The sequence below is a fragment of the Bradyrhizobium sp. 187 genome, from assembly GCF_023101005.1.
Lineage (GTDB): Bacteria > Pseudomonadota > Alphaproteobacteria > Rhizobiales > Xanthobacteraceae > Bradyrhizobium > Bradyrhizobium canariense_D.
On sequence record NZ_CP064693.1, the window covers coordinates 724,666 to 737,883 of the forward strand.

Annotated in this window: 14 protein-coding genes and 1 tRNA gene; 8 read left to right on the forward strand and 7 right to left on the reverse strand. The window is 64.6% G+C overall.

The window, feature by feature from the left end; genetic code table 11:
* Positions 1-271: 271 nt before the first annotated feature.
* Complete coding sequence (locus IVB19_RS03520) at positions 272-1,594, forward strand: NAD(P)/FAD-dependent oxidoreductase (RefSeq protein ID WP_018453207.1); 1,323 nt, start codon at positions 272-274, stop codon at positions 1,592-1,594.
* A gap of 101 nt (positions 1,595-1,695) precedes the next feature.
* Here IVB19_RS03520 and IVB19_RS03525 read toward each other — a convergent pair.
* Positions 1,696-1,780: transfer RNA gene (locus IVB19_RS03525), tRNA-Leu, on the reverse strand.
* 154 nt (positions 1,781-1,934) lie between these two features.
* On the opposite strand from IVB19_RS03525, the gene IVB19_RS03530 reads away from it, so the two are divergent.
* Positions 1,935-2,474, forward strand: coding sequence for a disulfide bond formation protein B (locus tag IVB19_RS03530; RefSeq protein ID WP_018453208.1), 540 nt, complete (start codon positions 1,935-1,937; stop codon positions 2,472-2,474).
* 3 nt (positions 2,475-2,477) lie between these two features.
* Here IVB19_RS03530 and IVB19_RS03535 read toward each other — a convergent pair whose 3' ends face one another.
* Both IVB19_RS03535 and IVB19_RS03540 read right to left on the reverse strand, forming a co-directional pair.
* A complete protein-coding gene (locus IVB19_RS03535; RefSeq protein ID WP_085350767.1) occupies positions 2,478-3,563 on the reverse strand; it encodes an AbrB family protein in 1,086 nt (361 codons plus the stop codon).
* A gap of 98 nt (positions 3,564-3,661) precedes the next feature.
* Positions 3,662-3,946 (reverse strand): PsiF family protein, encoded by a 285-nt coding sequence (locus tag IVB19_RS03540; protein WP_018453210.1) that lies wholly within the window; start codon positions 3,944-3,946, stop codon positions 3,662-3,664.
* 202 nt (positions 3,947-4,148) lie between these two features.
* Here IVB19_RS03540 and IVB19_RS03545 point away from each other — a divergent pair, with 202 nt between their 5' ends.
* Positions 4,149-4,640 carry a hypothetical protein gene (locus IVB19_RS03545; RefSeq protein WP_085361101.1) on the forward strand — a complete coding sequence of 164 codons (492 nt, stop codon included), beginning with the start codon at positions 4,149-4,151 and terminating at the stop codon, positions 4,638-4,640.
* A 47-nt stretch (positions 4,641-4,687) separates the two neighbouring features.
* Here the strand turns inward: IVB19_RS03545 and IVB19_RS03550 are convergent, their stop codons facing one another.
* Positions 4,688-5,236: a TetR/AcrR family transcriptional regulator gene (locus IVB19_RS03550; protein ID WP_018453212.1), complete on the reverse strand. Its 549-nt coding sequence runs from the start codon at positions 5,234-5,236 to the stop codon at positions 4,688-4,690.
* Positions 5,237-5,345: 109 nt separating this feature from the next.
* On the opposite strand from IVB19_RS03550, the gene IVB19_RS03555 reads away from it, so the two are divergent.
* From IVB19_RS03555 to IVB19_RS03565, 3 genes are all read left to right on the forward strand, one after another.
* Positions 5,346-5,774 carry an acyl-CoA thioesterase gene (locus IVB19_RS03555; RefSeq protein WP_018453213.1) on the forward strand — a complete coding sequence of 143 codons (429 nt, stop codon included), beginning with the start codon at positions 5,346-5,348 and terminating at the stop codon, positions 5,772-5,774.
* A gap of 3 nt (positions 5,775-5,777) precedes the next feature.
* The gene (locus IVB19_RS03560) at positions 5,778-6,254 is read left to right on the forward strand and encodes a PaaI family thioesterase (RefSeq protein ID WP_018453214.1); all 477 of its coding nucleotides are present in this window, start codon (positions 5,778-5,780) and stop codon (positions 6,252-6,254) included.
* 98 nt (positions 6,255-6,352) lie between these two features.
* On the forward strand, positions 6,353-7,012 hold the full coding sequence (locus tag IVB19_RS03565; RefSeq protein ID WP_026232486.1) for a DsbA family protein: 660 nt from the start codon (positions 6,353-6,355) through the stop codon (positions 7,010-7,012).
* A gap of 77 nt (positions 7,013-7,089) precedes the next feature.
* Here IVB19_RS03565 and IVB19_RS03570 read toward each other — a convergent pair whose 3' ends face one another.
* From IVB19_RS03570 to IVB19_RS03580, 3 genes are all read right to left on the reverse strand, one after another.
* Positions 7,090-7,296 carry a hypothetical protein gene (locus IVB19_RS03570; protein WP_018453216.1) on the reverse strand — a complete coding sequence of 69 codons (207 nt, stop codon included), beginning with the start codon at positions 7,294-7,296 and terminating at the stop codon, positions 7,090-7,092.
* Between the two features lie 82 nt (positions 7,297-7,378).
* Positions 7,379-8,449, reverse strand: a complete 1,071-nt coding sequence (locus IVB19_RS03575; RefSeq protein WP_018453217.1) for an alpha/beta hydrolase family protein — start codon at positions 8,447-8,449, stop codon at positions 7,379-7,381.
* A gap of 28 nt (positions 8,450-8,477) precedes the next feature.
* The gene (locus IVB19_RS03580) at positions 8,478-9,449 is read right to left on the reverse strand and encodes a S1C family serine protease (protein ID WP_018453218.1); all 972 of its coding nucleotides are present in this window, start codon (positions 9,447-9,449) and stop codon (positions 8,478-8,480) included.
* A gap of 283 nt (positions 9,450-9,732) precedes the next feature.
* On the opposite strand from IVB19_RS03580, the gene IVB19_RS03585 reads away from it, so the two are divergent.
* Positions 9,733-11,151, forward strand: coding sequence for a M20 family metallopeptidase (locus tag IVB19_RS03585; protein WP_018453219.1), 1,419 nt, complete (start codon positions 9,733-9,735; stop codon positions 11,149-11,151).
* A 261-nt stretch (positions 11,152-11,412) separates the two neighbouring features.
* On the forward strand, positions 11,413-13,203 hold the full coding sequence (locus IVB19_RS03590; protein ID WP_026232487.1) for a peptide ABC transporter substrate-binding protein: 1,791 nt from the start codon (positions 11,413-11,415) through the stop codon (positions 13,201-13,203).
* Positions 13,204-13,218: the final 15 nt, after the last annotated feature.

Here is a 13,218-nt window from a genome sequence, read left to right on the forward strand (position 1 = left end):
CCCGGTGTCGCCGAGCCAATCGCGACGGTCTGGGTCCATTTTTCTGGGGCATCGAAAAGCGGTCCAGTCTCCGTGGACAAGCAGGTCGCGCCGCCGTTGCGCCGAACTGGGACGATCGCGCTTGAGCAGCTCGTATCGCTCAAGCGCTCAAAAACCCGAACATCTTGCGAAGTCCTAGATGATTTCAGCACATTCTATCGGGCGCCTGATGCGATGAAGGGTTGATCGGAATTTTGCTTCCGCGTTCTTGGCAGCCGAGGTTCGTTGGAACATGTCGCCCCATGTCGAGCGCATTCACAGCGATGAGCGTCTCCCGGCCGAGGCCGATGTCGTCATAGTCGGCGGCGGTATCCTCGGCGCTACGGCCGCCTATTACCTGGCGAAGCGCGGCCTCTCTGTGGCGCTCCTCGAGAAGGGTCACGTCGCCTGTGAACAATCGAGCCGAAACTGGGGTTGGTGCCGGCAGCAGAACCGCGATCGCCGCGAACTGCCACTCTCGGTGATCTCTATGCGGCTGTGGGACGAGCTCACGCGCGATATCAATCGGGACCTCGGATTTCGGCGCTGCGGACTCGTCTATGCGACCCACGACGAGGCTGTGCTCGCCGGCTGGGAAAGGTGGCGCGAGGTCGCCAGGGAGTACGACGTCGACACCCGCGTGCTGAGCCGGGCGGAGGTGGCCGAGCGCGTCCCCGAAGCGCGCGACAAATGGGTCGGCGGGACCTATTCGGCTCGGGACGGCAAGGCCGAACCTGCGCTCGCCGCGCCGGCTATCGCCGAAGGGGCCAGAATTCTGGGCGCCACGATCCACCAGGGATGCGCCGCGCGGGCGCTCGACTTGGCCAATGGCAAGATTGCAGGCGTGCACACGGAGAAGGGCTATATCAGAACCAGCGCGGTGCTTTGCGCCGCCGGCGCCTGGTCCTCGCGCTTCCTTCGGCCGCTCGGGATCAGTTTTCCCCAAGCGAGCATCCGTCAGACCGCGCTGCGTTCCACCCCGACAATCAACATAGGCGAGGCGGTCTCCACACCCTACTGCACGATCACGCGTCGACTGGACGGCAGCTATACGCTTGCGATCAGCGGCAAGGCGAACCTCGAAATCACGCCCCAGGCTATCCGGTACAGCCGGGAATTCATGCCGCAGTTCTTGCGTCGCCTGAAGAACGTCAGGATTGGCGTCGGCCAATCGTTCGTTTCGGGGCCGGATTCAATGACGGCGCTGCTGACCAACGACGATCGGATCTTCGAACAGAATCGCGTGCTGGATCCTCCGCCCTTGAAATGGCTGGTGAGCCAAGTGGTGGCGAGTGTCCGGAAAACCTTCCCCCAACTCGGCGAAATAAAGCTCGGTAGCGCTTGGGGCGGCTTCGTCGATTGCACGCCGGATGCAGTGCCTGTCGTGTCGAAGGTGGACCGGGTGGAAGGCCTCGTCCTCGCAGCGGGCTGCTCGGGTCACGGCTTCGGTTTGGGCCCGGGCCTTGGCTATCTGGCCGCACAGCTTCTCGTCAACGACACTCCTTGCGTCGATCCCGCACCGTTCCGGCTGTCGCGTCTGACCGATGGCTCGAAGCTGGACATCTCGGCCATCTGAAGATCGAGCCGGAAGTCGGGCCTGACGCGTACCGAGCAACGCCAGGTTTGGAGTACTGCGGATGGTTGCGGACGATTTAGAACGGGCTTGAACAGCCTAGTTGGTGCCCCTGGCCGGAATCGAACCAGCACTCCTTGCGGAACTCGATTTTGAGTCGAGCGCGTCTACCAGTTCCGCCACAGGGGCCCTCGGTCGGCCCTAGGCGGGCGTCGCGAAGCCGGCGGACTATAGCCATGGACCAAGCGGGGTCAACCCGCGCCAAAGTGATCCGGGCCGTTCTCGACAGCCGCATGAGCCGGGGTTACAGCCTTGGAAAGCGACCCATCGAAAGGAGGCTGCCGTGACAACCCAGAGTGCCGCAATACCTGCGTTCAAACCGGCGGCCACGACCCCTGCGCTGGCCGCTTCGCTCGCGGTCGCGCTGACGGCAGCCGCGACCATCGCGGGCGCCTGGTTCTTCCAGCTGGTGCTCGGGATTGTGCCCTGTCCGCTCTGCCTGGAGCAGCGCTACGCCTATTACCTCGTGATCCCGCTCGGCCTGCTCATCGCACTCGCGGCGCGGGGCGGTGCGCCGAGACCGCTGCTGCTCGCGGGCCTGGCGATCCTTGCGCTCGCGAGCATCGCCAATGCCGGGCTCGGCACCTATCATTCCGGCGTCGAATGGGGCTTTTGGAAGGGACCGACCGACTGCTCCGGTCCCGTCGTCAATCTCGGCAGCGCCACCGACCTGCTGTCGCGGCTCGACACCGTGAAGGTGGTCCGCTGCGACGAGGTGCAGTGGCGCTTCCTCGGCCTCTCGCTTGCCGGCTACAACGTGCTGATCTCGCTCTTGATGGCTGCGATCGCCGCGTGGGGATTCGTTGCGACGGTGAAGCGCTGAGGCTCAATCATCCACATCGTCCTGCGTCCGGCCGAACAGGTGCACAATGCCCGGCGTCGCGATCGTCACGAAGACGAAGCGCGAGAGGTGATGTGCGCCGACGAAGATCGGATCGATGTGCAGCGTCAGGGCCAGCGCCAGCATGGCGTCCATCGCGCCCGGTGCGTAGGCGACCACGACGTCGGAGAATTTCACCTGCGTGGTGAGCGCCACGATGCCGACGAAGATCGCGGAAACGGCGATGGCGATGGCAAACGAGCCCAGTGCCGCGTTGATGTGGCCGGCGAGCGTCTTGATCCTCATCCGCGCGAAGCGGCTGCCGATCAGGGCGCCGATGCCGACCAGCGCCACGCCGCGTACCCAGTCCGGCAGGCCGCCCTCGACCCAACCGGCGCCATGCAGCACGCTTGAGCCGATCATCGCACCGAACATCCAGCTCGCCGGAAACCTGATCAGCCGCAGGAGGAGTGCCGCGGCCAGCGAGGCCGCGACCAGCTCGACGAGGTCGAGCGGCGAGGCGATCGTCGTCGTCAGCGATGGCGCGACGGAGGGCGCGACGCCGGCGAACGCCAGCACCATCGGCAGGGCCGCGGTGAGGATGATGACGCGCATGGTCTGCACCACCGCGATGCCCGGCAGGTCGGCGCCGCGCTCGACCGCCAAAATCGTGATCTGCGACAGCGCGCCGGGGCTGCCGGCGAGGAAGGCCGAGGTGCGGTCCCAGCCGTGAATGCGCTGGAGATAATAACTGGAGCCGAAGGTCGAGCAGAAGGTCGCGAGCGCGAGCAGCCCGATGGTGAGCGGATAGGCACTGACCTGTTGAAGCAGGTGGCGAGAGACGACTGATCCTAACGAAATGCCGAGCAGCACCAGCACCGTCTGGGTCAGGATCGGCGGCAGCGTCAGCTGGCGACCGGCGATCGCGGCGATCCCTACCGCGATCATGGAGCCCGAGATCAATCCCCCCGGAAGGCCCGCGAGCAGAAACACGAGGCCCCCGGCGGTGCCAATGACGAGCGTTTCCACCGTGCTCAACATCTTGGCACGGCTCGGCCATTCGAACGGCAGGGAGGCGGTGATTTGCTTCACACCACCTTATCGCAAATCAACAAGAGGCGCACAATTGCGGCCACGTCATACCGCAATGCGCGCGCCTCTCGCCGAAGCCGCGAGCAGGGGGGAAGGATTTACTTCTTCTCCGCAGCCGGCGCGGCCATGCCGGCCTTGGCGGTCTTGATGCATTCGGAGCGGAATTTCTTGCGCTCCTTGCCGTGCAGGCCCTTGGCGTCGGCCTGCTTGGAGCATTCGAGCGACTCGGCCGAGTGCTCCTTCGGTGCCTTCTTGTCCATGGGGGCGGCGGTTGTGGTTTTGGTGTCGGTCTTTGCTGCCGGCGCGGCGGTCTGCGCGAAGGCGGTGCCGGTGGCGAGCAGGGAGGCGAGAGCGACGACGGCGAGGCGAGATGTGAGGGTCATGGTGCTGCACTCTTCTTGCGGGAATTGCGAAGGGCGCGAAAGTCGGCTGGCGTTGCTGAACGCGACATGAATAATTGGAACGTGGAGGATCACTATATTTTGGCGGCAGCAGCCATCGCTTCCTTGTCGCGGGCGGGCGGCACGCTAGGATAGCAATCCTCGGTTCACTTCCCTCGGGGGAAGATCAAGGAGGAGACCAAGGATGACCATTCAATCAAAGTTGCTATGTGCAGTTGCGCTGTCGGGCTTTGCCGCGCTGGTGGCAAGTGCGCCGGCGCAGGCGCTGACCTCGCAGGAGTGCAGCGCGAAATACCAGGCCGCCAAGAAGGACGGGTCGCTCGGCACCACGAAGTGGAATGACTTCCGCAAGGCCCAGTGCGGCGCGGACGCGACGCCAGCGGCTGCGCCGACCGCGGCCGCTCCTGCTGCGCCCGCCGCTCCCGCCGAGCCGAAGCAGGCGAAGAAGGAGGCCGCCCCGGCTGCTGCCCCGACCCTGCCGGCCGGCCCCGCGATCTATCCGAACGCGGTCGATCCGAAATACGCCAAGGAGACCCCCGGCAAGGGGCGCCTGCACACCTGCGTCGACCAGTACAACGCCAACAAGGCCACCAACGGCAATGGCGGCATGAAGTGGATCGAGAAGGGCGGCGGCTATTACAGCGAATGCAACAAGAAGCTGAAGGGCGCCGCCTGACGCTTCAAGACGACGCAGAGGCCGGAGCCAAGCTCCGGCCTCTTGCTTTAATCCAGGAGCTTCTCGGCCGATTTTGCCACGAGCTGCGATCGCTTGCGCGGGCCGCGCTCGACGAACAGCAGGCTCTGGCCGAAGATGAAGCAGTAGAACAGGAAGGCCTGCGCTTCGGCTGCCTCGGTATCGAGGCCGGTCGCGCGATAGAGTTCGGCGACGTGCTTCAGCCGCGCGGCGTCCACGTTCGCCACCGCTGCCGCGGCGCCCTCGTCCGAGCGAGCCCATTGCCGGATCGCAAGCTCGATTGCCATCCCGTCCGGATTGAGCCGCTCCGAATAGAGCTGGATCACCGCCCGCAGCCGTTCACGGGGCTCTTGGCCATCGAGACTCGTTTGCTGCGCGATCGCCGTTGAGCGCCCCTCGCGCCAGCGTTCCAGCATGGCACCGAGCAGTGCGGCACGGTCGGCGAAGCGGCGGTAGAAGCCGCCCTTGGTGACGCCCAGATTCTTGGCGAGCACCTCGACCCGAACCCCCTCGACTCCCGATCGGGCGAGCTCGGTGAGCCCTGCCTCGACCCAGACATCGCCTTTGCCGTCACTCATGCAGGCAGCCTCGCCGATTCTTGATACGGTGCCGTATTGCTAACGCGGGAGGAGGTTGATACGCTACCGTATCGACAATCAAAGGCAGAAAAGGCCAGGGAGAATTGCGATGGAGCAGGAGGCGACCTATCGCGGCACGGTCTATCCATGGCAGTGCGATCACGTCGGCCATATGAACATCATGTGGTATGTCGGCAAATTCGACGAGGCCAACTGGAATCTGTTCGCTCGCCTCGGGCTGACGCCGAGCTATCTGCGCGGCTCCGGCCGCGGCATGGCCGCCGTGCAGCAGAACATCACCTATAAGCGCGAGCTGCGCGCCGGCGACATCGTCGAGATCCGCAGCCATCTGCTTGAGATCCGCGACAAATCGATCCGCTTCCGGCACGACATGACCAATGCCGAGACCGGCGAGATCGCCGCGTTCTGCGAGATCACGGGCGTGCACATGGACCGGAGCCAGCGCAAATCGGTGCCGTTCACGGATGCCATCCGCGAGGTGGCCTTGAGGCACCTCGCCGAGAAGGCGGAGGCCTGAGCCATGGCTGCATATGAGCCGAAGAACCCGGGCTATCGCGCGGCTGGCATCGCCATGTTCGACGGCCAGCCGGCGATGCACACGCTCGGTATCGTGATCGTCCGCCTTGCGCCGGGCGAGGCTGAATTAGCCATGCTGCATTCGCCGGCCCTCACACAGCAGAACGGCTTTGTCCACGCCGGCATCATTACCGCAGGCCTCGACAATGCCTGTGGTGTCGCCGCCTTCACCCTGATGCCGCGCGAGGCCGATATCCTCACCGTCGAGTTCAAGACTACGCTGCTCGCGCCGGCACGGGGCGAGCGTTTCGTCTTCAAGGCAGAGGTGGTCAAGCCCGGCCGCACGCTGACCTTTTGCGAGGCCAGGGCGTTTGCCGAGCACGAGGGCAAGGTCACGTTGATCGCCACGATGACCGGCACGCTGATGGCAATGCTGCCCCGCGTTGCCGCTTCCCAAGCGCCGGCCCCGATACCGGCATAGCGTGGCGATGACATCGGCGCCGCGACACTCTATATGACCTGTAACAATTCCCAGTCTCGGACCGTATCCACGGAAATGGGACCGAAATGGAACGAGATATGGCTGGATTCAGGAATAAGAGCCTTGTGCCGACGCGGCGCGCGGCGCTGACGCTGATTGGAGCGGGCGCCCTTGTCGCCGGTGGGATCACCGCGGCGCGGGCGGCAACCGACGAAGACGAGGTGCTGACCGAAGCCAAGGTGCTGCGCGATCCCGACGTTCCCGTGGCCGGCAATCCCGACGGGAATATCAGCATCATCGAATGGTCCGACTATAACTGCCCCTATTGCCGCAAGCTCGAGCCCGAGTTGCGTCAGGTCATCCAGGACGACGGCAAGGTCCGGCTGGTGATGAAGGACTGGCCGATTCTCGGTCCGGTTTCGGTCACGGCCGCGCGGACCGCGCTGGCGGCGAAATTCCAGGACAAATACCACCAGGCCCATGACGCCATGATGGGCGTCAGCTCGCGCCTGACGGAGCCGCGCATCAACGAACTGCTCGCGGCGGCCGGCGTCGACATGGATCGGTTGAAGCGCGATCTCGCCGATCACGCCAAGGACATCGACGCCGTGCTCAAGCGCAACAACGAGCAGGCCGAAGCCTTCGGTTTCCGCGGCACGCCGTCCTTCATCGTCGGCAAATACCGCGTGCCCGGCGTGCTCAGCATGAACGAGTTCGAGCAGGTCATCGCCGACGCCCGCAAGGCCAAGATGAACTGAGCCGAGCGATATTCACCGCGCAATACGAAGGCGCCGCCGCGGACCCGCGACGGCGCCTCATTCATGATACCACATCGTTACTTGGAGGAGATGCGGACCCAGTCCTTGTGCGCGCGATCGCGCAGCGCGTCCCAATCGGCTTTGGCGACATCCCAGTTTACGATGGTGCGATTGGTCGTCGCGACCTCGCCATGAGCAACCGACGACGTCTGCATGGAGTCATAGACATACACGCCGCAGGCAAGCAGCAGCGCGCCCAAAATCATTCCAAGAAACATCCGCATGGCGAAACCTCCGATGACGGGCGATAACGTCGGCCCGGATCGATTGTTCCGCGGCAGTAGGGCGCAGGGAAGGAGAGGTTGTTCATTCTCCATTCAGCCACTGCACCAGCTCCGCGTTGATCTCGCGAGGATAGGTGTGGCTGAGGTCGTCGATCTCGCGATAGGTGACGTCGGCGCCGGCGGCGGCGAGGGCCGCCTGCGTCTGCCGCGCGGTCTGCACCGGAAACATCCAGTCGAGCTTGCCGTGCGCGATGAAGATCGGCAGGCGCTGCAGACGCGCAGCGTCAGCCATTTCGACCCTCAGCGGATGGAAGGTCGCCGACACCGGCGCGAGATGCGTGAAGGGCGAGGCGCCGTCGAGGCCGGTGACATAGCAGAAGGTGCCGCCGTCGCTCATGCCGGTGAGCAGCATGCGCGAGGCGTCGATGGTCCAGCGGCTGCGCACGGTTTCGAGAATGCGCATGAGGTTGGGCGTGTCGGAATCGTCACCCATCAGCGCCCAGGTTGGGCCGGTCGCGGTCGGCGCCACCAGGATCGCACCAAGACTGCGGGCATCGCGCAGCCAGCTCCACAGGAAACCGCGGCCGTTGCCGCTGCCGCCGTGCAACGCCATCACCAGCGGCATGGCGCGATCGGGCGTATAATATTCGGGCACGTAGACCGAAAAGCCACCGCGGCTGCCGGGCTCGTTGTGATCGTGGATGATGCCGGTGTGCGCGTCCGCGCCGGCTTCGAGCCGCGACAACAGGTCGGCATTCTCGCGATTCGCGGCGTTGAGGAAGAAACTGCTGACCGGCGGAAACCGCACGGCCAGCGGATAGAGTGCCTCCTGCGCGCGCGGCACATGACGTAGTGCGCGGAAGACCGCGACGAGGTCGCCATTGCCACGTTCGACCTCGCGCAGGCCGGCAAAGGCGGCGAGCGTCTCGTCGCAGGCACGATCGAGCCGCTCGCGCAGTCCGGTGAACTCCTCCGGCCATTCTCGGATTGCCGCGCGCGCCGTTTGCAACGCCTCGTCGGGAGCGCCAATCGCATTCATCACGGAGCCGAAGGCCGGCGGGTGCAGGTTGCGCTGAAAAAAGGCGAGCGCCTCCAGCGCATTGAGCAGCGGCGGCAGCACGGCCACGATATCGTCAACGACGGCCTCGCTCATCGTCGCTTCCTTGCGTCAGTTCTGATCGTCAGTGCAGCTTCGGCGCCTTCAAGAGCTTGTAGCGATCGGTCGAGGTCACCGTGACGTCGAAGGTGACGCCTTCATGATGTACCGTCAGCGGCACGTCGACGCCGGCAGCGCCGAGGCCCCACAGCTTCTTGTAGAAGCCGGTTTGGCTCGTGACCTTCTCGCCGTCGACCGCGAGGATGACGTCGCCGGTCTTGAGCTCGGCACGGGCGGCGGGACCATTGGCGGAGATCCCGATCACAACCACGCGGTTGTCGATCTCGGTCGAAAACAGTCCGAGCCACGGCCGTGCCGGCTTGTTGACGCGGCCGAATTTGCGCAGATCGTCCAGGATCGGTTTCAACAGGTCGATCGGCACGATCATGTTGACGTGCTCGGCCTTGGCCTCGCGCTCGCGTTCGAGCTGCAGCGAGCCGATGCCGATCAGCTCGCCGCGCTCGTTGAGGAGCGCCGTGCCGCCCCAATTCGGGTGCGCGGGATGGGTGAAGATGGCCTCGTCCAGCAGATATTCCCAGTAGCCGGCGAATTCCTGCTTGGCCACGATCTGGCTCGCGACCGAACGCGTGCGTCCGCCGGCGCCGCCGACCACGACGCGGTCGCCGAGCCGGGTCTCGGCCGAGATCCCGAGCGGCAAGGGGGCGACATCGAGCTGGCCGAGCGCCTGCACCAGGCCAAAGCCGGTGACGGCATCGAAGCCGAGCACATGTCCCTCCACTACGCGCCCGTCTCCGACATGCAGCCACACCGACTCTGCTTCGGTGATGAGGTAGCCGATGGTGAGCACCAGCCCGTCGTCGATCACGACGCCGTTGCCGGCGCGTTCAGTCCCCAGTGTCTCGGCGCTGAAGGCGTCCGGCGGGATGATGGCATGCAGGCCGACGACGGAGGCGAGCGCGCGGTCGAGATCGAAACCGTAATCGCTCGCACGCGGCTGATTGGCCGGTGGCACTCTCCATTCGGTCAGGGCGGGCATGGAGTTCTCCTGGCTGAGAGCATCGCTCCGCCGATTAGCGGAACGACGCGCGAAGCACGGATAATTTAGGCCGGAGGAGGCCGTCTTGAAAGCCTCGTTCCCCAACTATTCCCGAGGCACCGGATGAAATCTTTGAAAGGCGCGGGAAGGCTTGATGCACGGTCGGTCGAGCGGGCCTCCGGCATTGGCCGCATGGCTGCTGTCCGGCGAGGTGCTAGGCGCGGTACAATGAAGCTGCTAACCATTGCCGCTTCGTTTGACCGAGGGATCACGGGGCCGAAGCATGGACAACCGCAGCGACATCTGGCGTGGCATCGACACGATCAAGGCACGTTTCATCGACCTCAGCGACAAGGTCTGGGGCATGCCCGAAGTCTGCTACACCGAGGCGCGATCCGCCGCCGAGCATCTCGCCGAGTTGCGTCATCAGGGTTTCCGCATCACCGAGCAGGTCGCGGGCATTCCGACCGCGGTGATGGGCGAATGGGGCGAGGGCGGACCGGTCATTGCCTTCATGGGGGAATATGACGCGCTCCCGGGCCTGAGCCAGGAGGCCGGCGTCGCGGAGCATCGTCCGGTCGAGACTGGCGGCCACGGCCATGGCTGCGGTCACAATCTGCTGGGTTCCGCAGCTCTCCTCGCCGCGACGGCGGTGAAGGACTGGCTTGCCGAGAACAAGGTGCCGGGCCGCGTGCGCTATTACGGCTGCCCCGCGGAGGAGGGCGGCGCGGCAAAAGCCTTCATGGTGCGCTCCGGTGCATTCGAAGACGCCGACATCGCCATCACCTGGCATCCGCACAGCTTCTGGGAAGTCGCGGTGACGCCGTCACTCGCCAACACCCGCGCCGATTTCATCTTCACCGGCCGTACCTCGCATGCGGCGGCCTCGCCGCATCTCGGCCGCTCCGCGCTCGACGCCGTGGAGCTGATGAATGTCGGCGTGAACTATATGCGCGAGCACATGCCGAGCGACGCGCGCGTGCACTACGCGCTGCTCGACACCGGCGGCATCGCCCCGAACGTGGTGCAGGCGCATGCGCGCGTGCGCTATTCGATCCGCGCCCGTGATCTGCCCGGCATGAACGAGCTGGTCGGACGCGTGAGCAAGATCGCGGACGGCGCGGCGCTGATGACCGAGACCAAGGTCGAGATGAAGATCATCTCCGCGGTCTCCAACATCCTGCCGAACACGCCGCTGGAGCAGGCGCTGCATCGGGTCATGGAAGAGCTCGGACCGCCGCATTTCGACGACGTAGACAAGGGCTTTGCCACGGAGATCCGCGCAACGCTGAGCGACAAGGACATCGAGTCGGTCTATTACGCGATCGGCATGGAGCCGACCGACCGGCCGCTGGCTGACTTCCTGGTGCCACTGGATGCCAAGCGCAATCCGCTGGTCGGCTCGACCGACGTCGGCGACGTGAGCTGGGTGGTGCCGACCGTGCAGGTCCACGCACCCACGGTTGCAATCGGTACGCCCTTCCACACCTGGCAGGTGGTCGCGCAGGGCAAGAGCGCGCATGCGCACAAGGCCATGGTGCAGGCCGCCAAGGCGATGGCCGGCATCGGTATCAAGGCGCTGACGGACCCGGAGCTGATCAAGGCTGCCACGGCTGACCTCCAGAAGCGGACAGCCAAGACGCCTTACGTCTGTCCGCTGCCAGACCACGTCGCGCCGCCGCTCGACATGTCCGTGGCGTAGAATTTCGCCTCGATACTTCGTCTGATGCGGCGATCAAATTTTCTGCAGTGCAGCGCGGAATTCAGCGTGTTTTGATGCTGGATTGCCGATCGGATGGGCTGCGGAATATGGTTTTGCCCAACAGACAGTCAGAAGACCGTTTGCATACACACGGTCGCAGTTGACGCGCACCCCATTCGGTGTGCCATCTACCGCCAGCCAAGCCCGGTGGTCGCCTCGCGCGACCGCCTGCATCCATACGGGAACCAGACGGGGACAACCATGCTGGATAAACAACTGCGTTCGATGATCGGTGACGTGAAGGACGGGCGGATGGATCGCCGCGGCTTCATTCAGCGTCTTGCCGCCGTGGGTCTCACCGCGCCTTTGGCCAACCAGATTCTCGCCCTTGGCGGCGTCGCCATGGCCGAGGGCGCCTCGACCTACAAGCCGACCAAGCGCGGCGGCGGTGGCGCGCTCAAGCTGCTGTGGTGGCAGGGGCCGACCCTGCTCAATCCGCATTTCGCCACCGGCACCAAGGACCAGGACGGCGCGCGTCTGTTCTACGAGCCGCTCGCCTGTTGGGATCCCGACGGCAACATGAAGCTGGTCCTGGCCGCCGAAATTCCCTCGATCCAGAACGGTGGCCTCGCCGCCGACGGCAAGTCGGTGACCTGGAAACTCAAGCCCGGCGTCAAATGGCATGACGGCACGCCGTTCACGGCCGACGACGTCGTCTTCAACTGGGAATATGCCAAGGATCCGGCGACCTCCGCACTGACCATCGCGACGCTCCGCGACATCACCGTCGAGAAGGTGGACGACCTCACGGTCCGCATCCTGTTCAACAAGCCGACGCCGTTCTGGGCCGACGCTTTTGTCGGGGCTCCCAATACCATCATCCCGAAACATCTGTTCAAGGACTATATGGGGTCCAAGTCGCGGGAGGCGCCGACCAACCTCTCGCCGGTCGGTACCGGCCCCTACAAGTTCGTCGAGTTCAAGCCGGGCGATCTTGTCCGCGGCGTGATCAATCCCGATTATCACATGGCCAACCGCCCCTATTTCGATTCGATCGAGATGAAGGGCGGCGGCGACGCCGTCTCTGCCGCGCGCGCGGTGATCCAGACTGGCGAATATGATTTCGGCTGGAACATTCAGGTCGAGGACGACGTGCTGCTGCGCCTGGAGAAGGGCGGCAAGGGAAAAACCGTCTACGCCGTCGGCGGCGACACCGAATTCATCGCGCTGAACTTCACCGATCCCAACACCGAGGTCGATGGCGAACGCTCCTCGATAAAGACCAAGCACCCGCTGTTTTCTGATCCAGCGGTGCGCAAGGCGCTCTCGCTGCTGATCGATCGCGAATCGGTCAAGAAGGCCATCTACGGCCGCGCCGGCCGCACCACCGCCAACTTCCTCAACGGGCCCGAAAAATTCGTGTCCAAGAACACCTCGTGGGAGTTCAGCGTCGAGAAGGCCTCGAAGATCCTCGACGACGCCGGCTGGAAGCCGGGCGCCGACGGCATCCGCGAGAAGGACGGCAAGAAGCTGAAGCTCCTCTACCAGACCGCGATCAACGGGCCGCGCCAGAAGACGCAGGCCATCGTCAAGCAGGCCTGCCAGAAGGCGGGTATCGACGTCGAGCTGAAATCGGTCGTCGCCTCCGTGTTCTTCTCCTCCGACGTCGGCAATCCCGACACCTATTCCAAGTTCTACGCCGACATGGAGATGTTCCAGATCCCGCTGAGCCAGCCCGATCCGTCGCAGCACATGCGTCGTTACCTTTCGAACCTCGTCGCCACCAAGGAGAACAAGTGGCAGGGCACCAACTTCCCGCGCTGGGTCAACAAGGAGTACGACGCGACCATCCTGGCCGCCGACGGCGAAATGGATCCGGTCAAGCGCGCGGCGCTCTACATCAAGGCCAATGATCTCATGTACCACGACATCGTTTTCATCCCGGTGCAGCACCGTCTGAAGGTCGAGGCGGCCGCCAACAATCTGCGCCCGGTCGTTTCCGGCTGGGCCAACGAGACCGACAATTTGTTCGACTGGTACCGCGAAGAATGATCACGCACGCCTAGA